Raw genomic sequence first — 23702 nt, 5'->3', positions numbered from 1 at the left:
GTCTCAGGTTAGTTAGTTGTCGTCGATATCAATGTTGAGATCATCAGCCAGTTTCTCCAGCTCTTCTTGAACAACCTCCACTTCAAGCTCCGAAGGTAGCTCAAGCTGAAAGTTTGCCGTGAAAAGAGGGTAACCCCAGTTGGGTGCACTTTGGGTATCGGTTTTGAGCTTGTTGATATTGACCCCTAACTGGTTGAGTTTGGTTGTTACCTCTTTGACAATCCCAAGGCGGTTATTGCCGGTAACGGTGAGGTGGTGCAGTGATGTAACAGGGATAGTCTTGCTGTCATCTTCGACAACATGGATCTGCAACGCATCAATTTTTGATAGGGCCTGGCTTAATACCGGGATATATTGATCTGCAACTTCTACCTGTAAAATCCCGGCAAATTGCCCGGCAAGTTTACTCAGGCTGCTGGCCAGCCAATTGCCGTGATTCTGGTATACCGTGTCGGAGAGTGCTTCGACTAAACCAGGGCGATCTTTACCAATAACAGTAATAACGAGGTGCTTCATAACGACTTCCTTTTTCGCAGTAGGCTTGTTCATTATGTGAGCATGTGCACTATCTGTCCAGGTGCAACGAAAGAACGGCCAGTGAAATCTGTATAAGGTCATAAATCATTAAGATTAGTGATATTTTGTTGCAGATTTATGTCATTCTAGTAGGTTGCCCCGGGGAAGAAAAAGGAGTATTGGCCTGATCCATACAGGCTGTCATATAATTGTCATCTAAAAGAAATATTATTGATAAACTTATAAATTTTTTGAGGTAATAATGGCAGACGCCAGTGCATTTTTGAGGGGAGACAGTCCTGGCCGTCGGGTAAAAGATACTCTCGCGCGCTATGGGGTGACCGCTGGTGGTATTAGTGTCCTTATTACTTTAGTGCTGATTTTCTTCTATTTGCTTTATGTCATTATGCCGATTTTTGCATCGGTGAAAGTGACCCCCAAGCAAGCATTTTCTATCAATTTTACTGACCAGCCTGCTGCCATTTATCTCAACGAGCAGAATAATATTGCTTATCGGCTGTCTTTGCAGGGCAACCTAACTTTCGTTAGTTTGGCCCAGCAGGATGCCGGAGAGCGGATCAGCCAGCATAGCGTTTTGGTAAAGCCTGCCAGTTTTGCGCGTACATTACCTCGTGAAGAAGTGTTTGCCTATGGTGGGCTGTCGGGTGAGGTTGTGGTCTTTAAGCCGACCTTCAGGGTCACGTTTTCTGGCAATGCTAAGCATACAAGCCCTGATATTACGTACCCTCTTGGGAAGAACCCGCTTCAGCTTGATCCCCTAGGCCAGCCTATTACTCAGCTTGCGGTGTCACTGCGCGAAGATCGTGCCGTGGTGGTGGGTACTACCGCCGATCACCGGGTGAGGGCGATGACATTCCGCCATCAGGATGGCTTGCCAGGCCAGGTGTCAGAGTGGCTGTCACAGTCGTTTTTGATTGAAGGACTACCTGATGTACTTAGTACCCTGGCTGTGACACCGGATGGCCGGACGTTGTATGCTTTGAGTGGTGATAACCTCTACGTGGTCACACTTGATGGGGAGCACTCGAAAATTCGTGATGTTGTTGATGTCAGTACGGCTCAAGGCGTACCGCAGCAGCTGACACTAATGTCAGGGGCCAATTCCCTGCTGATCACGGCCAGTGACAATTCGGTTTCACAGTGGTTCGAGGTACTTCGTGATGGTAAACGGACATTGGTTAATGCGCGGCGATTTGCTTTAACAGAGAGTCCGGTTGCGCAGCTTATACCTGAGTATGCCCGCAAAGGTTTTTTTGCCGTTCAGCAAGATGGCACGTTATCGGCGTATTACACTACGGTTAAAGGCCATATCTTCAGCGAGCCGCTATTTTCAGAGGTACCTGACTGGCTCTCGATTTCTCCCCGAGCTGATCGCTTGCTGGCGGTCAATGGTGATAGCTGGCAGCTCTACAAGGTTGATAACCGTCACCCGGAGATCGGCTTTTCATCGCTGTGGCAAAAAATTTGGTATGAAGGCTACCCTGAGCCGGAATATGTTTGGCAGTCGACTTCCGCCAGCGATGAGTTTGAGCCGAAGCTCAGCTTGGTTCCTGTGGTCTTTGGAACCCTCAAAGCCGCGGTTTATGCGATGTTTTTCGCGATCCCGATGGCGTTGGCTGGGGCGGTATATACGGCCTATTTCATGTCTTCAAAAATGCGTCGGGTGATAAAGCCAACCGTCGAGATCATGGAGGCTTTGCCAACAGTGATCTTAGGCTTTTTGGCGGGCATTTGGCTTGCACCGATCGTAGAGGAGTACCTACCTGGCATTATACTGATCATCATAGCGTTTCCGCTGATGATGCTGTTGATGGGGGTTGGTTGGTCGCTGCTGCCTGGGCAATGGCGGTACCGCATGCCGAATGGGTTGCATATTGTGTTATTGATGCCGATGATTGTGCTGCTCGGTTACGGCTGTCTTGAAGCAAGCCCGTATATTGAGCAGTGGCTATTTGCCGGTGATATGCGTATGTACCTCACCAATGAATGGGGAATTGGTTATGATCAACGCAATACACTGGTCGTTGGCATTGCGATGGGTTTTGCGGTTATTCCTACGATCTTCTCGATTGCGGAAGATGCGGTGTTCTCGGTACCAGGGCACCTGACCAGTGGTTCACTGGCTCTGGGGGCGACGCACTGGCAGACGCTGACCCGTGTCGTTTTGCTAACAGCCAGCCCGGGAATTTTCTCTGCCATTATGATGGGCCTTGGCCGGGCGGTGGGCGAAACCATGATTGTCTTGATGGCGACCGGTAATACCCCGATTATGGACTGGAATATACTCGAGGGGTTGCGAACCTTGTCGGCAACCATAGCCATTGAGATGCCCGAGACTGAGGTCGGTAGCTCGCACTACCGAGTATTGTTCCTGGCTGCGTTTGTTTTGTTTGTATTTACTTTCATCTTCAATACGATAGCAGAGCTTGTCCGGCAACGTTTGCGAGAAAAATATAGCTCACTGTAATGTGAATACCCACTATTAGATTAGATAAAATGAAACGTATTAAGTGATGGTAAATTGGTTTAGATCGGGCTCTCCATGGATATGGCTGACTGCTGGGGCGGTGAGCTTGAGCCTGGTTGCCGTATTGGGCTTGCTGTTATTGATAGGCTGGAAGGGGCTGAGCTACTTCTGGCCGGCACCTGTGTATCAGTTTGATGTTGATATCAACGGTAACAAACAGGTCATTATCGGCGAGATCTATGAGACAAAGTCGGTATCGGTGAAACAGTTAGCTGAAGCTGGCGTGGATGTGTCAGCCATGGACGATGAGCGGGTACTTCGTTACCTGATCAAGACGGGCAATCGCGAGCGGGTGGAACTTGATTTTATTACCCTGCTTGAAACACAGATTGAAAGCCGTTCGCTGGCGCATAATATTGCGGTGATCGACCGGATCAAAAACGGTAAGTTTTACGGCTATCCAATCAGTTTTATTGATGATGGTGAGAGCAAGTTGCTTACGGCTTTGCCGCAAGGGCTGTTGGCGGCCGAGCAGGTCCGAGATGAAATTAAGACCTTGCAGCAGACTGAAATTGCAGCGATTAACCACCAGCTGGAGCAGTTACGTCAGCAAGAGCGTCAGCTTGGTGATCAGCCGCCGGGGTTAGCCCTCCAACGCCGTCAGCTAGAGCAGCAATATGCTCAGATTGAGCAGCGCTTGCTTAGCTTGCGTCAGCTACTGGGAAAAGATGCCCTACTGGTTCGTGATATGCTGGGAACCACGGTCAAATTACCGCTCGAGCAGATATTGGATATCTGGTATCCAAATGACTTAACCGTTGCTGAAAAGATCGTACATTGGGGGCGCCAGATCGGGAAGTTTGTCAGTGATGATCCCCGAGAGGCGAATACCGAAGGGGGTGTTTTCCCGGCAATTTTCGGTACTGTATTCATGGTACTGCTGATGAGTGTGATTGTGACACCGCTTGGGGTGATGGCAGCGATCTATTTGCATGAATATGCAGGAAAGAATAGTTTTACCAAGTTGATACGGGTTGCCGTGATCAACCTGGCGGGTGTGCCGTCGATTGTTTATGGGGTCTTTGGCCTGGGCTTTTTTGTCTATATGGTTGGCGGCACCATTGATGATGTCTTTTTCTCAGAACAGCTGCCCGCGCCGACCTTCGGTACCCCGGGTATTTTATGGTCAGCCCTAACATTGGCGATTTTGACGCTGCCTGTGGTGATTGTCTCTACGGAGGAAGGCCTGGCGAGAATTCCGAACTCGGTACGCCATGGCTCGCTGGCGCTCGGGGCCACTCAGGCAGAAACACTGTGGCGTATCGTGTTGCCAATGGCCAGCCCGGCGATCATGACAGGGTTGATCCTAGCGGTAGCCCGAGCGGCGGGCGAAGTTGCGCCGTTGATGCTGGTTGGGGTGGTAAAAATGGCACCGACTTTGCCCGTTGATAGCCATTTCCCCTACTTGCACCTGGACCGCAAGTTCATGCACCTTGGCTATCATATTTATGATGTCGGTTTTCAAAGCCCGAATGTCGAAGCTGCACGGCCTTTGGTCTATGCGACCTCATTTTTGTTGGTGACGGTGATTGTGGGGCTAAACCTGACGGCAATAGGCATTCGAAACCACTTACGTGAAAAATACCGCTCTTTGGAACAGTAACGGGACTCAGGAACTTATATGTTTTCAATTAATTCGACAATGGGCTTATTTCAGCCAATAGATTTAGCCTCGTTACCCGAAGAGCAAACCGCGATGTCGATTGAAGGGCTGGATCTGCACTACGGTAATCACCAGGCACTGTTCAATATCAATATGCGGGTTGCCAAAGGCCAGGTCACTTCCTTTATCGGCCCGTCTGGCTGCGGCAAGTCAACCTTGCTGCGCTGTATCAACCGGATGAATGAGCTGGTGGAAGGGTGCACCGTTGAAGGCAAGATCATGCTGCATGGACACAATATCTATGATAGCAGGGTTGATGTCGCCTCTTTGCGGCGCCGGGTTGGTATGGTGTTCCAGCGTCCGAATCCGTTTCCTAAGTCCATTTATGAGAATGTGATTTATGGCTTGCGCCTACAGGGCATCAAAGATGGCCGGGTACTGGATGATGCGGTCGAGAACTCACTGCGCGGTGCAGCGTTGTGGGACGAAGTCAAAGATCGCCTACATGAAAATGCCTTTGGCTTGTCAGGGGGGCAGCAGCAACGTTTAGTGATCGCTCGTGCGATTGCGATTGAGCCTGAAGTTCTGCTGTTGGATGAGCCGACCTCGGCCTTGGATCCTATTTCGACCCTGACCATTGAAGAGCTGATCAATGAGCTCAAGGCAAAATATACCGTGATTATCGTTACCCATAATATGCAGCAGGCCGCTCGGGTGTCGGACAATACCGCCTTCATGCATATGGGCGAGCTGGTGGAATATGCCAACACCAATGATATTTTTACCACCCCAAAAGAAAAACGTACTGAAGATTATATTACTGGCCGATACGGCTAAGGGATCAGATCATGTTAGATAACTTAAGTCTAGGTCGCCATATTTCCGGCCAGTTTAATGCGGAGCTGGAAAGTATCCGTACTCATGTGTTAGCGATGGGCGGCTTGGTGGAGCAGCAGCTCGCCGATGCGCTTAAAGCAATGCACAAGCAAGATGCCGAGCTGGCTAAGCGGGTGATCAAAGATGACCACAAGGTCAATGCGATGGAAGTGGCGATTGATGAAGCCTGTACCCGCATTATTGCCAAGCGACAGCCGACGGCCAGTGACTTGCGTTTGGTCATTGCGATTATCAAGACCATCACTGATTTGGAGCGTATTGGTGATGTGGCAGAAAGTATTGCCAAGGTAGCGTTGGAGAACTTTACCAACAAGCAATACAACTTGCTGGTTTCACTGGAAGCCTTGGGACAGCATGCGGTCAGGATGTTGCATGAGGTGCTCGATGCCTTTGCCCGGATGGATGTCAAAGCCGCGATTGAGGTATATCAGGAAGATGATCGGATTGACCGCGAATATGAAGCAATTATTCGCCAGCTGATGACTTATATGATGGAAGATCCACGCTCTATTCCAAATGTGCTCCAGGTAATGTGGTCTGCCCGTTCAATTGAACGAGTCGGTGATCGGTGCCAGAATATCTGCGAATACATTATCTACTTTGTGAAAGGTAAAGATATCCGCCATACCAGTCAGGAAGAAATTGAGAATATTCTGAAGTAATGGGCTATTCAGTGATATCCCGGCTTATGTTGCTAAGCCGGGATTGATGATGGTGAGCCTTTAGCTAATGGCTGCGTTATTCTTTGGCAAACAGGTTGGGTACAAATGTCTGGCTATCAGCCGGAGCCCTTACATAGCCTTCTTTGTTGACATCAGGAAGCTCGATATGTGGGTAGTGGATTTCCTCATAGGGAATATGAGAAAGCAAATGTGAGATACAGTTAATTCGAGCTTTCTTTTTCTCATCGGCATTAACCACCCACCACGGGCACTGTTTGGTATCGGTATAGGCAAACATCTTGTCTTTGGCTGCTGAGTATTCTGCCCAGCGATCACGGGATTCAAGATCCATCGGGCTGAACTTCCAACGTTTTATCGGCGTATGAATACGCTCAAGGAATCGTGCTTCTTGCTCTTCGTCGGATACTGAGAACCAGTATTTCAACAAGATGATCCCGGATCGTTGCAGCATGCGTTCAAACTCGGGGCATGAGCGGAGAAACTCTTCGTATTCCTCGTCAGTGCAAAACCCCATAACCTTTTCAACCCCGGCACGGTTGTACCAGCTGCGGTCGAATAGCACCATCTCGCCAGCAGAAGGGAGGTGGGCGGCATAGCGCTGGAAGTACCATTGGGTTTTTTCTTTTTCGGTCGGTGCTGGCAGGGCAACAATACGGCAGACCCTAGGGTTTAGCTTTTCGGTGATCCGTTTGATGACCCCGCCTTTCCCTGCGGCATCGCGGCCTTCAAAAATGACAACAACCTTTAATCCGCTGTGCTTAATCCATTCTTGCAGTTTTACCAACTCAACCTGTAATCGTTCGAGCTCTTTTTCGTAATCTTTCTTTTTGAGTCTTTTAACGGGGTTACTATTGGCCATACCGCACTCCATTCCTAAGGGGTATCATAGTTGCTTACATCTTCTTAATAATAATGCCGATTTAAAGTGATGACGAGTTAACTCTGCCGTGATTGTTTCCGAATGGGAGCTAGAGAAGGGAAACGATGAAAGGGTTCGTGAGAATATTTAGTAAAAATTTTTAACCATGAAGGTATTTGAAATAAATGTAATTGCACGATGTATTATTATGTGGTCTGATGTGCTCGTTGTTGAGAATTCTTACCCGTAACTTTATGACGTAGTCAATAAATACAAGAATAAAGGAATTAAGATGTATAGGTTAATGTCAGGATTGTTAACATGTCTTGCATTGGTGGGCTGTAACAGTGGGAGTGATGATAAGTTTGCAAATAGCCGGGCTGATGGTACGCAAACGTGTCCAGCAAATATGACGTGCAGCTTTATGAAAGCACCCAAAGATTACGATGACCCCAATGGTGAGATGGTTGACATTTATTATGGGGTGCATAAAGCTCATGATCCATCAAATCGAATTGGTGCATTGATCCTTAACTTTGGCGGCCCGAGTGCAGAAGCGGTGCAAGGGGCGGGGACGATGGCTGCTTCTCATTTGCCGCAGGATATTTTGAATCGCTTTGATATTGTCGGTATTGATCCGCGTGGTGCCGGGCAGAGTGCGTTTGCCAAAGAGCTGACGGATTGTGCGGTGGCAGGTGACTGTACAGCCACCTACCAGCAGGTTGCTCCCTACTTAGGCAGTAATACCATAGTAAGAGATATCGATAGGCTGCGTAGTCATCTTGGTGACGATAAGCTGACGTTTCTGGGATACTCTTATGGAACCCGCCTGGGTTCATTGTATGCACACACCTTCCCTGACAAGGTCCGTGCAATTGTCCTTGATTCGCCAATGTCACCAACGGATGCAAACAATGTCGATATCCGGATTGGCAACACAGCGGGTTTTGAGAAAATTGCAGACTTCCGCCTAGGCCATAATATAACCCGAAATCAACGCTACCAGACAATAGTCGACACTCTGCTTGCTCACAAATCATATCAGGCCAGTAATGATAGCCGTAGCCTAAGCCTTGAGGAAGGGATCTCGACGCTAGACTTGACGGTTGCGAGAGAGACCTCGGGCGACTGGCAGAATATTCAAAGTGGCCTGGTGGACTTATTAGATTATGACAAGGCAGCTACGCTGAAATGGCAGCTGTTGCTCACATCAAGCAGTTCTTATGATTATCGTAATTCGAGCCAGGCAGATGATCTCAGGGGAAATGCGCTATTTAAAGCTGTGGTCTGTACCGATGAGAGAACCCCACTCAGCGAGAGTGAAATAGATGCCTCGCTAACTCGCTATATGGGTGCTTCTTCTCTGTATGGTTTTGTTACTTATGCTCAGACAGCTGAGCTATGCAAAGGCTGGTCGGCACAACGCGACCCGATCGCTGCAGTAACGAATATGGAGGTGGCGCTGGGCGGCCAGCAGATCCTGATTATCGGTGGTCAGTATGATCCGGCAACACCCTATAAATGGGCCGAAGAAATGGCGACAAGCTTTGGTTCTTCAGCGTCAGTGGTAACCATTAATAACTACCCTGATCATGGATTTAGTTACAGTAACATCGCTTGTATCGATCAGAATACAACGGCCTATCTGCTTGAGCCCGATAGCAAGATTGCCGATCAGACCTGTGATGCGCCGCCATCTGCCACTACCAAGTTGTTTTCGGTTGAAGCGGATGCTCCGCACCCGGCAAAAGATGTCATTGGTTGGTAATTGCACTGATAGCTAAGTGAAAATGTAAAGTAGAGCCTGCAAAAATGCAGGCTTTTTCATTGTGTTGACTCACTAGGCTAGCGTACGTATGACGGCTGAAATTTTTTCAGCTGAAGTGATTGGGATGCTGAAATCATCAATGTCGGCATCGCCCATATGGGCCTGGTTTGCGTACTGAACCATTTGGCTTGGGCGTGTACTTTTTCCTGAAAGGTGAACTTCTTTTACTTTACTCTTTTGGATAATGTCAGCCACATTCTCAGCCGTTACTCCGGCACCAGCCATGATACTGAGGTTATCGCCACAGTAATTGACCATTTTAGCCAGCATATCGACACCCGCTAGGGCATTGGCCTGCATGCCAGAAGTGAGTACCCGCTCGCAGCCAGCGTTGATGATGCAGTCAAGGGCTGCCATTGGGTCGACACATTGGTCGATAGCTCGGTGGAACGTAACGCCCAATCCCTGAGCCTCCTTCATCAAGCTGCGTAAGATATTGCTGTCAATTTGGCCTTGGGCGGAGAGCACACCTACGACCACACCTTGTAAGCCTGCTTGTTTGGCGGCATGAATATCTGCCAGCATGATTTCTACCTCATCACCCGAGAATAAGAAATCTCCCTGGCGGGGGCGGATCATGGCATAAACAGGAATTGCCGAAAGCCTAGCGGCTTGTTTCATAAAGCCCATGCTCGGGGTCAAACCGCCAAGTGCCAGTGATGAGCAGAGTTCGATACGGGTTGCGCCACTTTGCTGCGCATAGTGCAGTGACTCGATGTTGTCGATACAGACTTCGATATGATCAATTTTCATTGTGGTTATCAAGGCTAATGAAGGTGAAAGCAGTGTAGTGGATCTTTGCTTGCTGGGGGATTAATCAGATCAACAATCATTAAGAAGCGAGAAGCGAGAAGCGAGAAGCGAGAAGCGAGAAGCGAGAAGCGAGAAGCGAGAAGCGATAAGTTTGGGAACTGTCGATAAAAAAAGGGCCCGGTGTGTCCGGGCCTCATCGTTTTTTTGCCTATTGGCTGACTTTGGCTTTACGCTATTGCGTTTGTTGCCTCAACACCGTGAGCATGGTGTTGTTAATCCTTCAATAAGAAGAATTATAGGTCTGCAGTGTGCTCAGATAGGTAGTCAGCAACACCTTTTGGCGATGCATCCATACCAGCTTTGCCTTCTTCCCACTGTGCAGGGCAAACTTCACCGTTCTTCTGGTGGAAGTTTAGCGCGTCAACCATACGTAGCATTTCATCGATGTTACGGCCTAGTGGTAGGTCGTTAACTACTTGGTGACGTACAAGGCCGTCTTCGTCGATTAGGAAAGAACCACGGAAAGCAACGCCTGCTTCTGGGTGCTCTACGTCGTACGCTTTGCAGATTTCGTGCTTAACGTCAGCGATTAGAGGGTACTTAACCTGACCGATACCGCCGTCTTCAACAGCAGTGTTACGCCATGCATTGTGAGAGAACTGAGAATCGATAGAAACACCGATCACTTCAACACCTTTTGCCTGGAAATCTTCGAAACGCTTGTCAAAAGCGATTAGCTCAGATGGGCAAACGAAAGTGAAGTCTAGTGGGTAGAAGAAAACTACCGCTTTCTTACCTTTAGTAAACTCTGCAAAGTTGAAGTTATCAACGATTTCGCCGTTACCTAGAACAGCTGCAGCAGTAAAATCTGGTGCTTGACGACCTACTAGTACCATTTGGGTGCTCCTAAAATATTCGGTTGTCGCCGACCTTTTCGGTTGGCTCCGTGTTTGGACGAGACAAACTATAGCGAAACTGTTAGATTGAAAAAAGCGGAATAAATAGATTGATGTAATCGAAAAATACGATGAACAAATTTCCTTCTCTCAAACAACTGCATTATTTAGTTACCTTATTTGAAACCCGGCATTTTGGCGAAGCTGCCAAGAAGTGTTTCGTCAGCCAGTCGACATTGAGCTCGGGGGTTCAAAACCTTGAAGAGTTAATTGACTGCCAGCTTATTGAGCGGGACAACAAATCACTTGTGTTTACCTCTATGGGTGAAGACGTTGTGATCCGAAGCCGAGAACTGCTCGCCCGAAGCCAAGACTTGATGGAGCTGTCGAACTGTACTGGTGATGGTATGGACGGCCAGCTAAGGGTTGGCTGTATTCCAACCATTGCCCCCTTCCTGCTGTGTGACTTGGTACAGGAGGTGAACCGCCTGCACCCGAGCCTGAATTTATTGCTACGGGAAGATACGACCACCAATTTGTTGGCTGCATTGCGCAATGGCGAAATGGACGTACTTATTCTGGCCTTGCCCGTTGAGATTAATGGTATGCATAGTCAGCTAGTTGGGCGTGATGCCTTTAAGATGGTGATTAGTAAAAACCAGGCTGAACATGTCAATGTCCCATTACGTTACGCTGACTTACCGGATGAATCGGTATTTTTGCTAGAGAAAGAACACTGCCTGACTGATCACGCGGTTTCTGCCTGCAAGTTAACCAGTAAGGAGAAGATCAACCCGTTTACTGCAACCAGCCTACATACCTTAGTTCAAATGGTTGCGAACGGATTGGGTACTACCTTTATTCCACAGATGGCGATTGATCATGGAATACTGGATAACCAGAATTTAGTGGTTATTGATCCCCCAGGTCAAGAGGCATACCGGGAAATTGGCCTAGTCTGGCGCCCAACCTCAAGCCGCAGCCGTACCTTCCACCGCCTTGCCGAGATTGTTGAAGGACTTTTGTAGTCGTTCCAACAGTGTGCTGGCAGATTTTCTATTCTGTCAGCACTTTATACCACTCCAATAGATTAATTCGATATTTTCAATCGGGCTGTTTCTTATTGAAAAATAGGTATTTTGTAGATTTATTTTGTTTCGCTTTGCGAATAAATGAAACCAATTGAGTAAGCAACTGGTCTATCCCTGTATAAAAAACACTCTAACCCCACTCATAACTGTATGTTATTCAACTATATAAATCACAAATAAATAGCGACTTGTGTTTGAAACGCCTTTTTACACGCAGGTTTGAATTCTCTAGTTGTGTAATTTAATTACGTAACTAGTTACATTTTTGCTTGGATTCTTCTTTAGCACTAAAAACCGAGCTTTTCCCTGAAAATTGTTTTAATTCAGTGTTTTGAGTTATTACTCTATATTGCGTAAGCTATTGTTATTTATGGCTTTGGTGGCGGTGCGGTTTTGCTTTTATGAACGATTATATTTGCAATTGTTAATTTGTTGCGGCAACGTAAATAAGGCGTTAAGACAACTAACAACTGAATGACCCTGGAATGACTGCTGATAAAAGTAGTGATTAAGTTACAGGCCGTAAGGGAGCGTAAGATGACGGATACACAGACTCCACCTAACCATGAAGTAAAGCTATCTTTGCAAACACTATTAACTGAACAGCAAAAAGAAATTTTAAATGAAGAAGCCTTTCAGTTTGTGGAGCAGTTAGTGCAGCGCTTTGCTTCACGTATCCCAGAGCTGCTGGCTGCTCGTGAGCGACGTCAATTGGCTATTGATGCTGGGGGGTTACCCGATTTTCTTGAGGATACGGCCCATATTCGTGAAGGTAATTGGACGATTCGCAACATCCCTGATGATCTTCAGGATCGCCGGGTGGAAATTACCGGGCCGGTTGATCGCAAGATGGTGATTAATGCCCTGAATGCCAATGTAAAAGTCTTCATGGCCGATTTCGAAGATTCCTTTGCACCGGCTTGGGACGAAGTACTGGCAGGTCAGCGAAACCTGCGCGATGCAGTGAATGGCACGATTTCTTATACCAACCCTGAAACAGGTAAAGCGTATCAGCTGAGTGATGATCCGGCCGTTCTGATTTGCCGGGTTCGCGGGCTGCATCTGCCAGAAAAGCACTTGTTGTGGCAGGGCGAGCCAATTCCCGGATCTTTATTTGATTTTGCCTTGTACTTTTACCATAACTACAAGCAGTTATTGGCAAAAGGCAGTGGCCCCTACTTCTACCTTCCTAAACTGCAGGCCTACCAGGAAGCAGCATGGTGGAGTGAGGTATTTAGCTTTACCGAAGATGAGTTCGGCCTGCCAAGAGGCACGATTAAGGCCACGGTACTGATTGAGACGTTGCCGGCAGTCTTCGAGATGGATGAGATCCTCTATAGCCTCAAAGATCATATTGTCGGCTTGAACTGCGGGCGCTGGGATTACATTTTCAGCTATATCAAAACACTGAAAAACCATCCTGATCGGATTTTGCCTGACCGTCAGGTTGTGACCATGGAAAAGCCGTTTTTGAATGCCTATTCCCGACTGCTGGTTCGCACTTGCCACCGTCGAGGCGCGTTTGCAATGGGGGGAATGGCCGCCTTTATTCCATCGAAAGATCCGGAGCGCAATGCATGGGTACTCAACAAAATTCAGACCGATAAGTCGCTGGAAGCCACTAATGGCCATGATGGCACCTGGGTTGCACACCCTGGCTTGGCTGATACGGCCCGGAGCATTTTTGACGAGACCTTAGGTGATCGCCAGAACCAGTTGGATGTCAGCCGTGAAGACGATGCACCCATTACGGCGGAAGAGCTGCTGGCTCCTTGCGACGGGGATCGTACCGAAGAAGGGATGCGCCATAACATCCGTGTTGCGGTGCAGTACATTGAAGCCTGGATTTCGGGCAATGGTTGTGTGCCAATTTACGGCCTGATGGAAGATGCCGCGACAGCAGAAATCTCCCGGGCCTCTATCTGGCAGTGGATCAAGCACGGTAAGGCGCTGAGCAATGGTGAGGTGGTGACTAAAGCCTTATTTGAGCAGATGTTGAATGAAGAAATGACAGTACTGGAACAGGAGTTAGGTACTGAGATATTTAATCAGGGGCAATACCAGGAAGCGGCGGTGCTGATGTCGCAGCTAACGACCAGTGATGAGCTGATGAACTTCCTGACCTTGTCCGGATATGAATATCTGAAGTAACAGAATACTAGAAAAAGAAACAGGTAACTGCTTGTTTTGTTGTTGGCAGTGCCTGAAGAAGCCTGAGAAAAGAAAGTCTACCGATAACGAATACGTTAAACGGATTATCGCCAAATGAAACGAGGGACATCATTATGACATTGACTCGCCAGCAACAAATCGAAGCTATTGAAAAAGATTGGGCAGAGAATCCACGTTGGAAGAACGTAAAGCGTACCTATACCGCGGAAGAGGTCATTAACCTGCGCGGTTCATTTGCGCCGGCCAATACCATTGCCCAGCGTGGTGCCGATAAGCTTTGGGAACTGGTCAATGGCTCGTCGAAAAAGGGATATGTAAATTGCCTGGGCGCGTTGACCGGTGGTCAGGCGGTCCAGCAAGCCAAAGCCGGTATTGAAGCGATTTACCTGTCAGGTTGGCAGGTCGCGGCAGATAACAATACAGCATCAACTATGTACCCCGATCAGTCGCTGTATCCGGTCGACTCTGTACCAGCCGTTGTGAGCCGTATTAACAATGCATTCCGCCGCGCCGATCAGATCCAGTGGTCGAACGGTAGCAACCCGGAAGAGGGTATTGATTACTTCTTGCCGATAGTGGCTGATGCCGAAGCGGGCTTTGGTGGGGTACTGAATGCCTATGAGCTAATGCGCAATATGATTGATGCCGGCGCGGCGGGTGTCCACTTTGAAGATCAGCTGGCCTCGGTGAAAAAATGTGGCCACATGGGCGGTAAGGTACTGGTACCAACCCAGGAAGCCGTACAGAAATTAGTGGCAGCCCGTTTGGCGGCTGATGTGGCCGGTACAACGACATTGGTTATTGCCCGTACCGATGCCAATGCCGCTGACTTGCTAACCTCAGACTGCGACCCGTATGACAAAGATTTTATTGTCGGTGAGCGTAGCGCTGAAGGCTTCTACCGAGTGCGTGCCGGTATTGACCAGGCGATTGCCCGTGGCCTGGCCTATGCACCATATGCCGATTTGATTTGGTGTGAAACGGCGACACCGTGCCTGGAAGAAGCGCGCAAGTTCGCTGAAGCTATCCATGAGCAATACCCGGATCAGCTGCTGGCTTACAACTGTTCGCCATCATTTAACTGGGAGAAGAACCTGGATTCTGAAACCATTGCTAAGTTCCAGCAGGAGCTGGCAGATATGGGCTACAAATACCAGTTCATCACCTTGGCAGGTATTCATAACATGTGGTTTAACATGTTTGAATTAGCCCATGCTTATGCACAGGGTGAAGGTATGCGCCATTATGTTGAGAAAGTGCAGCGTCCTGAGTTTGAAGCAGCAGACAAAGGCTATACCTTCGTTGCTCACCAGCAGGAAGTGGGTACCGGTTATTTCGATAAGATGACCAATACCATTCAGGGCGGCCAGTCTTCTGTGACGGCGCTGACCGGCTCGACAGAAGAAGACCAGTTTTCATAATAATTAGCTTTATCCTAGCAATTTGTTGTTATCTTTGGGTTATCCGTAGTTATTGCTACAACATTGATGCGATGCATAACATGAGAAACTCTTCTTCCTATGTTATGACCTTGGGAGCGCTTAGCGCTCCTTTTTTTTGAGGGCTGTTTGGGAACAGGTTAGAAGGGATCCAAAGCCAGGTATAAAATTATTGCCCAGACCGATAGGTTTGCGCGGCCTGGATAATTTGCGGGTAAATCGCCTGAAACTGCTGCTCGAGTGTTCCGTAATGCCTGTCAATCAGTACCGGGCAGTTTGCCAGTTGGTATAGCTTGGGGCGTCGCAGTGCCATTCTTTCCAATGCGGTGGTAATTGTGCGCTGTTCGCGGTATTGCAATAACCACTGTTGCTGCCACATACGCGACATTGTCAAACGGTAGCTATCAGGCAGGTTCTCTTGATATTGGTCAACCTGGTGCTTGGCGTGTTCAACAAAGTCAGCAAGGGGAAGCGTATGATACTGCTGCCAGTGTTTGGCGAGAAAGTGATCCCAGGCAATATCTAAGGCGATACCACTGACCCGCCGCGTGCTCGTGGAGAATAGCTGCCTGCAGAGCAGCACCTCTGGCATTGCATCTATATAGCTATCGACAAATCGATGTAGCTTGATCCCATCAGCCACCACTTTAGTGAATTGGTTATAAGGATCACCGCGGACAAAATCAGCCAATAAATTTCCCGCCAGATGGCTGTGGCAGCGATCGGCAAGGTGCAAGTGGGCAAGAAAATTCATACCATCCCATGGCCCTAGTAGAGGCTGGTGTCACCTTCGTCAGTCGGCTCCACTTCCTCCTGTATCTCAAGTAAGTTAATCGCAATAGACACAAAGTCTGAGTCGGTAATGATCCCGACCAGTTTATTGTGGTGCAAAACAGGCAAACAGCCAATTTTATGCTTTTGCATGTAGGTTGCAGCTTCTTTTAGTCCGGCATGCCTTTCCACACTGCTTAGGTTTTGGTGCATGCATTTTTCCAGCGGAATATCGAGGGCGGAAATGAAGCTAGATTTACGTATCTGCTCAAGGCTGGACTCCTGAGCAGAAAGGATATCTCTCTGACTAACCAGGCCAACTAGGTGATTATCTTTGTCGGTAATGGGAACATGGTGGATCCCCTTATCGTCCATGAGTCTTTTCGCATCGGCCAAAGTATGAGTAGAGGTTAGGGTGTGCGGGTGCGGTGTCATCATATCTGAGACAGTAAACATATAAGCCTCCGTAGCGACTAGTAATTAATCCATTTATCGTCAACTCACTGGTTTTACTTAGCTTGCTCTTTGAATGTAGCTAATCCTGGCCTCGCTACCTATGACCCTAGTCAAATATTTCACAAGTTATAACAATGTTTCATATGTGTATCTGTGAGGTTAATAGTGAGATTGTGTCATATAATCAATAAACAACATTCCATGTGGGTATGACTTGATGTGTAAGTTATTGTTAAGGTTGTTGTTATATTGGGTGGTATGGCTACCGTTTCATACTGTTGCTGCAGAAGCAATAGATAGCGAAAAGGCGGTGGTTGCCAAAATCATCGGTGGGATTGAATCCGCCGCCAATGAAATCCCTTGGCAGGCCTATTTGAACCTGACCTTTCCCGACGGAGAGGGGAGGGAGAGCACCTTCATCTGTGGCGGTGTCGTGATCAGTGCGGATTTGGTGTTAACGGCGGCACATTGCCTCCGCCATAACTCAACGGCTGTCACCGCCGGGAATATTAAAGTTTGGGGGGGGATTACCAGTATCTTCTCTGCCAACAATTTGAATGCAGTCTCTGTCAGTGAAATTGTTATTCATCCCTCTTATAACTCTTCTCGCTTTACCAATGATATTGCCCTTCTAAAACTGGCTAGCTCGTTGCCAAACTCTGCTATCCCGATTCAGATGGCCAATCGATCTGCGCAAGACCAGGCAGATGACGCCTTTGCAAACGGATGGGTTGCAAATGGCGAACGGCCTGGGAATTTGCTTGTTTCCGGTTGGGGCACCACAGATCCACTTGATTCAAACTCTGGATCTACAGGGTTGAGACAGACATTGCTATCCGGCGTACCTGACACGACCTGCGATTCCCACTGGGGCTCAAACATTAACACCGGTGACTATCCTATTTTTCTTTGTGCAGGCTCGGTGTCACCGGATCTGGCTCGGGACAGTTGTTTCGGCGATTCAGGGGGCCCGTTGGTCTGGCAAGACCCGCAGGCCGCAGGTGACAGTGACTTTGGCCTGCGCCTTGTCGGGTTGGTGAGCTTTGGTAATGGTTGTGCTGGTGATGTGCCGGGAGTGTACACCGAAGTGGCTGCCTACATGGGCTGGATTGAGGGTGAGGTCGGGATGTCGGTACGGACCCAGGCCGTCCCTGTGTTTGAGGTTAACCCTTTTGACAGTGATTTTGGCGACGCCGGTTCTGGTATTGCGGTTCCTAGCTCTTCCAACGGCAGCGATAGCGGCGGCATGACTGGCTGGGGAGCCTTGTGGCTGTTGCTGGTTGCCGGGTACATGCGACGACATGGCACTTCTATCGTTCATAGAGCATTGCCGCGTTCTTGATCCGCTATCATCTTTGCTTGATATTGCAGTAGGGCAGCCTATACTAGCTGCCTGCTGTAATTTAGGGCCCGAATGATGCAAGTTTCTGATTTCCACTTTGACCTTCCTGACGAGCTGATTGCTCGCTATCCACAACCCGAGCGTACTGCTAGCCGCTTGCTGCAGCTGACCGGTGACACCGGTGAGGTTCAGCATAAAGGGTTTAAAGATGTGCTTGATCTGGTTCAGCCAGGTGATCTGCTGGTGTTCAATAATACCCGTGTGATCCCTGCCCGAATATTTGGCCGCAAGGCGTCAGGCGGTAAATTGGAAGTCCTTGTTGAGCGTATGCTGGATGACAAGAGCATCCTGGCGCATGTTCGCGCCTCTAAGGCGCCTAAGCCGGGCAATGAGTTACTGCTGGGTGAGAACGATGATTACCAGGCAGAAATGGTAGCACGTCATGATGCACTGTTTGAAATTCGTTTTAACAGCGACAAGACGGTGCTGGAAATCCTGGAAGAGGTTGGCCATATGCCGTTGCCGCCTTATATTGACCGCCCGGATGAAGATGCAGACAAAGAACGTTACCAAACGGTCTACAACGCCAAGCCGGGGGCGGTCGCGGCACCGACGGCGGGGTTGCATTTTGATGATGAAATCCTCGAGGCGATTAAGGCCAAAGGTGCTAATTTTGCCTTCGTTACCCTGCATGTCGGCGCTGGAACCTTCCAGCCTGTACGGGTTGATAACATCGATGACCACCACATGCATGCCGAACACGTCGAAGTGCCGGAAGAGGTGGTTGCAGCGATCAACGAAACCAAAGCCAATGGCGGCCGTGTGGTGGCTGTAGGTACGACCTCAGTACGTTCACTGGAAAGTGCCGCTCAGGATGCCGTGAAAAAAGGCACTGAGCTGAAGCCGTTCTTCGGCGATACTGATATCTTCATCTTCCCTGGCTATGAGTTCCAGCTGGTGGATGTACTGGTGACCAACTTCCACCTGCCGGAATCGACGCTGATCATGCTGGTCAGTGCCTTTGCTGGTTACGAGCATACAATGAATGCCTACCAGCAGGCGGTTGACAACAAATACCGTTTCTTTAGCTACGGTGACTCCATGTTTATCACCCGCAAGAACAAATAAACTGAACTTAGGTTGTTAAGTCAGTGTCTCTTAAGGCTGCTTTTGATAAAATTGCAGCCTTTGTCGACTCTATAGCATCGGCAATATATTGAAGACAGATCGGATAGTGATTTGTCATGACTCTTTATTTTCTTCCGCTAGGCTTTATGGCGTGGCGAGAAATGCAAAACGTACATCAGGCAAATGGCCTTTTGTGCTTGAATCCCTAACAGGGAATTGACGTCAGATTGTTTCTCTGGCTTTTGGAGGCTTTGTGAAATTTGAATTAGATAAAACTCAGGGACGTGCTCGTCGCGGTCGCCTGCAGTTTGAACGTGGTACGGTTGAAACACCAGCATTCATGCCTGTAGGTACCTACGGTACCGTTAAAGGGATGACTCCGGAAGAAGTCCAGGATACCGGTGCCCAGATCATCCTTGGTAACACTTTCCACCTGTGGCTACGCCCGGGCCAGGAAGTGATGAAAATGCACGGTGATCTGCACGACTTCATGCAGTGGAAAGGACCTATCCTGACCGATTCAGGTGGCTTCCAGGTATTCAGCCTGGGTGATATTCGTAAAATTACCGAAGAAGGCGTTCATTTCCGCAACCCGGTAAACGGCGACAAGATTTTCATGGACGCTGAGAAGTCGATGGAAATCCAGTACGATTTGGGTTCTGATATCGTAATGATCTTCGATGAGTGTACGCCATACCCGGCAACACATGACGAAGCGAAGACGTCGATGGAAATGTCACTGCGCTGGGCCCAGCGTAGCCGTAACCATTTTGACAAACAAGAAAACAAAAATGCACTATTCGGTATTGTTCAGGGTAGTGTATATGAAGATTTGCGTGATGTTTCTGTTGAAGGCCTGACTAACATTGGTTTTGACGGTTATGCTGTAGGCGGTTTGGCGGTTGGCGAACCAAAAGAAGATATGCATCGTATTTTGGAGCATACCTGCCCTAAATTGCCTGAAGATAAGCCACGTTACCTAATGGGCGTGGGTAAACCAGAAGACTTGGTTGAAGGTGTTCGCCGCGGTATCGACATGTTCGATTGCGTGATGCCGACCCGAAATGCCCGTAATGGCCACCTATTTGTGACCGGTGGTGTGATCAAGATCCGTAATGCGAAACATAAAACGGATACAACCCCTCTCGATCCGCACTGTGACTGTTACACTTGTCGCAACTATTCAAAGGCGTATCTGTATCACCTGGATAAGTGTAATGAAATTCTAGGTTCGCGCCTTAACACAATCCACAACTTACGTTACTACCAGCGTTTGATGGCAAGTATCCGTAAGGCGATTGAAGAAGATCGTTTCGATGCATTTGTAGAAGAATTCTACGCGCGTCGTGACCGTGAAGTTCCACCGTTGAAAAACGCTTAACAATAAACGAGGACGTTAATAAATGAGTCTTTTCATTTCTCAGGCACATGCCGCAGCTGAAGGTGCACCACAAGGCGGCGGTATGCAGCTTTTCATTATGCTGGGTCTGTTCGCAGTTATCTTTTACTTCATGATTTACCGTCCGCAGGCGAAGCGCGTTAAGGATCATAAGAGCCTAATGTCTTCCATGGGGAAAGGTGACGAAGTGCTAACCAACGGTGGCCTAGTGGGTAAAATCACTAAAGTTTCTGAAGAGAACGACTACATCGTAATTGCGCTGAATGATACGACTGAAGTAACAATCAAGAAAGATTTCGTTTCTTCAGTGCTGCCGAAAGGCACAATGAAATCTCTGTAATTTTTTGCTCTAAAGGATCACAGCAGTGTTAAACCGTTATCCCTTGTGGAAGAACCTGATGGTGGTGTTTACACTGCTCATCGGTTTGCTTTACGCACTTCCCAATGTTTACGGTGAAGATCCAGCAATTCAAATCTCCGGGGCGCGTGGCGCCTCGGCAGATATGTCGACGCTGGATGCAGTCACCGAAGATTTAAAACAAAATCAGCTCTCCTATAAATCTGTCGCTTTCGAAAACGGTACTGTACTGGTCCGCTTTAACGATACTGATACCCAAATCAGTGCCCGCGATATTCTCAACGAACAGCTTGGCGACGACTTTGTTGTTGCACTTAACCTCGCAGCCTCTACTCCTGACTGGCTTGAATCCATCGGCGCAACCCCAATGAAACTGGGCCTTGACCTGCGCGGCGGTGTGCATTTCTTGATGGAAGTAGACATGGACGCAGCGATGGAAAAATTGCTGGGTCAGCAGGAAGAGACTTTCCGTACCGAGTTGCGTGAGGCAAAAATTCGCTACCGTGCGATCAGCAAAACGGATAGCTCAGTAGAGGTTCGCCTGCGTAATGGCGAGCAGTTGGCTCAGGCTAAAACCGAGCTGGCTAAGCTTCATCCGGACATGCTGTTTAGCGACAACGACAGCAATGGCCGTTTTGTGCTTTCTGCTCAGTTTACCGAGGCGCGTCTGAAGGAAATTCGCAATTATGCGGTTGATCAGAACATCACGATTCTTCGTAACCGTGTTAACGAGCTTGGTGTAGCAGAGCCACTGGTCCAGCGCCAGGGTGCCAACCGTATTGTGGTTGAACTGCCAGGCGTCCAGGACACCGCGCGTGCAAAAGAAATTTTGGGTGCGACAGCAACACTGGAATTCCGTGAAGTTGACAGTACTGCCGACTTGGCAGCCGCTGCTTCTGGCCGTGTACCGCCAGGCAGCGAAGTGAAATACACCCGTGATCAACGTCCAGCTGTGCTGAAGAAGCGCATCATTCTGTCGGGCTCCCATATTACTGATGCAAGTTCTAGTGCTGATGAGTATGGTCGTCCTCAGGTAAACATCTCGCTAGATAGCGAAGGTGGCAGCAAGATGACAGCCTTCTCGCGCAATAACGTGGGCAAGCTGATGGCAACGGTCTTTACCGAGTATAAAGACAGCGGCGAACGCGATCCTAACGGCAAGGTGATCCTGGAAAAACACGAAGAAGTGATTAACCAGGCCACTATTCAAACAGCACTGGGCCGTAACTTCCGTATTACCGGTATCGACTCGCAGGCTGAAGCACACAACCTGGCACTGCTGCTGCGTGCCGGTGCATTGATTGCGCCTATCTCGATTGTTGAAGAGCGCACGATTGGTCCGTCAATGGGTCAGCAGAACATCGACATGGGTATCCAGGCGATGATCTGGGGCATGATTGCCGTCATGCTGTTCACCTTGGTCTACTACCGCCGATTCGGTCTATTCGCCAATATGGCGTTGCTGATGAACCTGGTGATGATTATCGGTGTGATGTCGATGATCCCGGGCGCAACCATGACCCTGCCAGGCATTGCCGGTATTGTCCTGACTGTCGGTATGGCCGTCGATGCCAACGTGCTGATCTTCGAGCGTATCCGTGAAGAGCTTCGTGAAGGGCGTAGCCCTCAGCAGGCGATTCAACAGGGTTATGCGAATGCATTCAGTACTATTGCCGATGCCAATATTACCACCTTGATCACCGCAATCATCCTGTTTGCTGTGGGTACAGGTGCTATCAAAGGCTTCGCTGTTACCCTGTCTATCGGTATCCTGACGTCGATGTTTACGGCGATTGTCGGTACCCGTGCGATGGTTAACCTTGTCTACGGCGGTAAGCGCGTTAACAAGCTGTCGATCTAAGGAGACGCTGACATGTTTCAAATAATGAAAGCGGATAAAGTGATCGACTTTATGCGTTGGTCGAAAGGGGCATTCATCCTTTCGATGATTATGATTATCGCGGCAATTGGTACGGTGACGACCCAAAAGCTGAACTGGGGTTTGGACTTTACTGGCGGTACGCTGATTGAAGTCGGCTTCGAACAGCCTGCCGATTTGGTTAAAATCCGAGACTCACTGGAAAGTGCAGGTTTTGGTGATGCCATTGTTCAGAACTTTGGTACGGCCCGTGATGTCATGGTTCGTCTGCAGCCTCGTGAAGATGCAAAGGGTGAGAAGCTGGGCAATCAGATCATCGATGCCCTGAGAGTCGGTACCGGCCAGAGTGTTGAAATGCGTCGTATTGAGTTCGTTGGTCCGAATGTCGGTGACGAGCTGGCTGAAGCGGGTGGTTTGGCGATCCTGGTATCGCTGATCTGTATTCTGCTTTATGTATCAATGCGCTTTGAATGGCGTTTGGCAGCAGGTGCCGTACTGGCACTTACCCACGATGTTATCATCACCATTGGTATCTTCTCGTTTACTCAGATTGAAATTGATCTGACGATTGTGGCGGCGTTGCTGACTGTTGTCGGTTACTCGCTCAACGATACCATTGTTGTCTTCGACCGGATCCGTGAAAACTTCCGTAAGATGCGCAAGGGCGGGCCTATCGAGGTGATGAACAACTCGGTTACCCAGACGCTGAGCCGTACCCTGATCACCTCTGCTACGACCTTGTTTGTGGTTATCGCCCTGTTCCTGAAAGGCGGTAGCATGATCCACGGTTTTGCAGCGGCGCTGCTGATCGGTATCACTGTCGGTACCTACTCATCTATCTACGTCGCTTCGGCACTGGCGCTGAAACTGGGTATTACCCGTGAGCACCTGATGCCACCGCAAGTAGACAAAGAAGGTGAAGAGTTTGATGCGATGCCGTAATGGCGGAGTGGATTCTTGCTGAATGATAAACGGAGCCGAAAGGCTCCGTTTTTTTATAAGCGGAATAGAGCGGTCCTGTGGCCCTATGGATAAGACGTATCGAGTAATCAGATTCGAGTTTTTAGGAAGGCAGAGCTGGACT

At 48.8% G+C, this 23702-nt stretch carries 20 protein-coding genes; 14 read left to right on the top strand and 6 right to left on the bottom strand.

Annotated elements, in window-relative coordinates; genetic code table 11:
- Positions 1-12: 12 nt before the first annotated feature.
- Positions 13-516 (bottom strand): glycine cleavage system transcriptional repressor, encoded by a 504-nt coding sequence (locus AC51G0_RS15315; protein WP_496299563.1) that lies wholly within the window; start codon positions 514-516, stop codon positions 13-15.
- Positions 517-778: 262 nt separating this feature from the next.
- Between AC51G0_RS15315 and AC51G0_RS15310 the strand changes: the two genes are divergently transcribed.
- The 4 genes from AC51G0_RS15310 to phoU are packed head-to-tail and all read left to right on the top strand — an operon-like array spanning position 779 to position 6226.
- Positions 779-3004 (top strand): ABC transporter permease subunit, encoded by a 2226-nt coding sequence (locus AC51G0_RS15310; protein WP_496299562.1) that lies wholly within the window; start codon positions 779-781, stop codon positions 3002-3004.
- Positions 3005-3050: 46 nt separating this feature from the next.
- Entirely contained in the window at positions 3051-4667 is a 1617-nt protein-coding gene (gene pstA, locus AC51G0_RS15305; RefSeq protein WP_496299561.1) for a phosphate ABC transporter permease PstA, read from the top strand.
- An 18-nt stretch (positions 4668-4685) separates the two neighbouring features.
- Positions 4686-5504 (top strand): phosphate ABC transporter ATP-binding protein PstB, encoded by an 819-nt coding sequence (gene pstB, locus AC51G0_RS15300; RefSeq protein WP_496299559.1) that lies wholly within the window; start codon positions 4686-4688, stop codon positions 5502-5504.
- Between the two features lie 11 nt (positions 5505-5515).
- Positions 5516-6226, top strand: a complete 711-nt coding sequence (gene phoU, locus AC51G0_RS15295) for a phosphate signaling complex protein PhoU (protein WP_496299558.1) — start codon at positions 5516-5518, stop codon at positions 6224-6226.
- A gap of 76 nt (positions 6227-6302) precedes the next feature.
- On the opposite strand, the gene ppk2 is transcribed toward phoU, so the two are convergent.
- Positions 6303-7106: a polyphosphate kinase 2 gene (gene ppk2, locus AC51G0_RS15290; RefSeq protein WP_496299557.1), complete on the bottom strand. Its 804-nt coding sequence runs from the start codon at positions 7104-7106 to the stop codon at positions 6303-6305.
- A 292-nt stretch (positions 7107-7398) separates the two neighbouring features.
- Here ppk2 and AC51G0_RS15285 point away from each other — a divergent pair, with 292 nt between their 5' ends.
- Entirely contained in the window at positions 7399-8874 is a 1476-nt protein-coding gene (locus tag AC51G0_RS15285) for an alpha/beta fold hydrolase (RefSeq protein WP_496299555.1), read from the top strand.
- 72 nt (positions 8875-8946) lie between these two features.
- On the opposite strand, the gene AC51G0_RS15280 is transcribed toward AC51G0_RS15285, so the two are convergent.
- Together AC51G0_RS15280 and AC51G0_RS15275 are read right to left on the bottom strand one after the other, a co-directional pair.
- Positions 8947-9687: a copper homeostasis protein CutC gene (locus AC51G0_RS15280; RefSeq protein WP_496299553.1), complete on the bottom strand. Its 741-nt coding sequence runs from the start codon at positions 9685-9687 to the stop codon at positions 8947-8949.
- Positions 9688-9980: 293 nt separating this feature from the next.
- Positions 9981-10583 (bottom strand): peroxiredoxin C, encoded by a 603-nt coding sequence (locus AC51G0_RS15275; RefSeq protein ID WP_265695657.1) that lies wholly within the window; start codon positions 10581-10583, stop codon positions 9981-9983.
- Between the two features lie 131 nt (positions 10584-10714).
- Here AC51G0_RS15275 and AC51G0_RS15270 point away from each other — a divergent pair, with 131 nt between their 5' ends.
- The 3 genes from AC51G0_RS15270 (at position 10715) to aceA (ending at position 15267) form a co-directional block, all read left to right on the top strand.
- On the top strand, positions 10715-11611 hold the full coding sequence (locus tag AC51G0_RS15270) for a hydrogen peroxide-inducible genes activator (RefSeq protein WP_496299550.1): 897 nt from the start codon (positions 10715-10717) through the stop codon (positions 11609-11611).
- 600 nt (positions 11612-12211) lie between these two features.
- Positions 12212-13825, top strand: a complete 1614-nt coding sequence (gene aceB, locus AC51G0_RS15265; RefSeq protein ID WP_496299548.1) for a malate synthase A — start codon at positions 12212-12214, stop codon at positions 13823-13825.
- Between the two features lie 134 nt (positions 13826-13959).
- Positions 13960-15267: an isocitrate lyase gene (gene aceA / locus AC51G0_RS15260; RefSeq protein WP_496299546.1), complete on the top strand. Its 1308-nt coding sequence runs from the start codon at positions 13960-13962 to the stop codon at positions 15265-15267.
- A 187-nt stretch (positions 15268-15454) separates the two neighbouring features.
- Here the strand turns inward: aceA and AC51G0_RS15255 are convergent, their stop codons facing one another.
- Positions 15455-16039, bottom strand: coding sequence for an acyl carrier protein phosphodiesterase (locus tag AC51G0_RS15255; protein WP_496299544.1), 585 nt, complete (start codon positions 16037-16039; stop codon positions 15455-15457).
- Between the two features lie 14 nt (positions 16040-16053).
- Positions 16054-16512 carry a CBS domain-containing protein gene (locus tag AC51G0_RS15250; RefSeq protein WP_496299543.1) on the bottom strand — a complete coding sequence of 153 codons (459 nt, stop codon included), beginning with the start codon at positions 16510-16512 and terminating at the stop codon, positions 16054-16056.
- A gap of 217 nt (positions 16513-16729) precedes the next feature.
- On the opposite strand from AC51G0_RS15250, the gene AC51G0_RS15245 reads away from it, so the two are divergent.
- From AC51G0_RS15245 to secF, 6 genes are all read left to right on the top strand, one after another.
- Complete coding sequence (locus AC51G0_RS15245; RefSeq protein ID WP_496299542.1) at positions 16730-17854, top strand: S1 family serine peptidase; 1125 nt, start codon at positions 16730-16732, stop codon at positions 17852-17854.
- 75 nt (positions 17855-17929) lie between these two features.
- On the top strand, positions 17930-18982 hold the full coding sequence (gene queA / locus AC51G0_RS15240; RefSeq protein WP_496301972.1) for a tRNA preQ1(34) S-adenosylmethionine ribosyltransferase-isomerase QueA: 1053 nt from the start codon (positions 17930-17932) through the stop codon (positions 18980-18982).
- 253 nt (positions 18983-19235) lie between these two features.
- Positions 19236-20363 (top strand): tRNA guanosine(34) transglycosylase Tgt, encoded by a 1128-nt coding sequence (gene tgt / locus AC51G0_RS15235; protein WP_496299541.1) that lies wholly within the window; start codon positions 19236-19238, stop codon positions 20361-20363.
- 22 nt (positions 20364-20385) lie between these two features.
- Positions 20386-20721, top strand: coding sequence for a preprotein translocase subunit YajC (yajC, locus tag AC51G0_RS15230; protein ID WP_496299539.1), 336 nt, complete (start codon positions 20386-20388; stop codon positions 20719-20721).
- 25 nt (positions 20722-20746) lie between these two features.
- Entirely contained in the window at positions 20747-22600 is a 1854-nt protein-coding gene (gene secD, locus AC51G0_RS15225) for a protein translocase subunit SecD (protein WP_496299538.1), read from the top strand.
- A 12-nt stretch (positions 22601-22612) separates the two neighbouring features.
- Positions 22613-23560, top strand: coding sequence for a protein translocase subunit SecF (gene secF / locus AC51G0_RS15220; protein ID WP_496299536.1), 948 nt, complete (start codon positions 22613-22615; stop codon positions 23558-23560).
- The last annotated feature ends 142 nt before the right edge of the window (positions 23561-23702 follow it).

Source organism: Photobacterium sp. HL06 (assembly GCF_059552575.1).
The sequence above is the reverse complement of the archived record's forward strand: the minus strand, read 5'-3'. Positions and strand labels throughout refer to the sequence as shown.

What these genes read in the sequence shown, in the direction of transcription:
- AC51G0_RS15275 (WP_265695657.1), bottom strand. Translation starts at nt 10,583, where the DNA reads ATGGTACTAGTAGGTCGTCAAGCACCAGATTTTACTGCTGCAGCTGTT.
- AC51G0_RS15280 (WP_496299553.1), bottom strand. Translation starts at nt 9,687, where the DNA reads ATGAAAATTGATCATATCGAAGTCTGTATCGACAACATCGAGTCACTG.
- phoU (WP_496299558.1), top strand. Translation starts at nt 5,516, where the DNA reads ATGTTAGATAACTTAAGTCTAGGTCGCCATATTTCCGGCCAGTTTAAT.
- secF (WP_496299536.1), top strand. Translation starts at nt 22,613, where the DNA reads ATGTTTCAAATAATGAAAGCGGATAAAGTGATCGACTTTATGCGTTGG.
- AC51G0_RS15270 (WP_496299550.1), top strand. Translation starts at nt 10,715, where the DNA reads ATGAACAAATTTCCTTCTCTCAAACAACTGCATTATTTAGTTACCTTA.
- queA (WP_496301972.1), top strand. Translation starts at nt 17,930, where the DNA reads ATGCAAGTTTCTGATTTCCACTTTGACCTTCCTGACGAGCTGATTGCT.
- aceB (WP_496299548.1), top strand. Translation starts at nt 12,212, where the DNA reads ATGACGGATACACAGACTCCACCTAACCATGAAGTAAAGCTATCTTTG.
- AC51G0_RS15255 (WP_496299544.1), bottom strand. Translation starts at nt 16,039, where the DNA reads ATGAATTTTCTTGCCCACTTGCACCTTGCCGATCGCTGCCACAGCCAT.
- AC51G0_RS15250 (WP_496299543.1), bottom strand. Translation starts at nt 16,512, where the DNA reads ATGTTTACTGTCTCAGATATGATGACACCGCACCCGCACACCCTAACC.
- AC51G0_RS15285 (WP_496299555.1), top strand. Translation starts at nt 7,399, where the DNA reads ATGTATAGGTTAATGTCAGGATTGTTAACATGTCTTGCATTGGTGGGC.
- aceA (WP_496299546.1), top strand. Translation starts at nt 13,960, where the DNA reads ATGACATTGACTCGCCAGCAACAAATCGAAGCTATTGAAAAAGATTGG.
- AC51G0_RS15245 (WP_496299542.1), top strand. Translation starts at nt 16,730, where the DNA reads ATGTGTAAGTTATTGTTAAGGTTGTTGTTATATTGGGTGGTATGGCTA.
- ppk2 (WP_496299557.1), bottom strand. Translation starts at nt 7,106, where the DNA reads ATGGCCAATAGTAACCCCGTTAAAAGACTCAAAAAGAAAGATTACGAA.
- pstB (WP_496299559.1), top strand. Translation starts at nt 4,686, where the DNA reads ATGTTTTCAATTAATTCGACAATGGGCTTATTTCAGCCAATAGATTTA.
- yajC (WP_496299539.1), top strand. Translation starts at nt 20,386, where the DNA reads ATGAGTCTTTTCATTTCTCAGGCACATGCCGCAGCTGAAGGTGCACCA.
- AC51G0_RS15315 (WP_496299563.1), bottom strand. Translation starts at nt 516, where the DNA reads ATGAAGCACCTCGTTATTACTGTTATTGGTAAAGATCGCCCTGGTTTA.
- AC51G0_RS15310 (WP_496299562.1), top strand. Translation starts at nt 779, where the DNA reads ATGGCAGACGCCAGTGCATTTTTGAGGGGAGACAGTCCTGGCCGTCGG.
- pstA (WP_496299561.1), top strand. Translation starts at nt 3,051, where the DNA reads ATGGTAAATTGGTTTAGATCGGGCTCTCCATGGATATGGCTGACTGCT.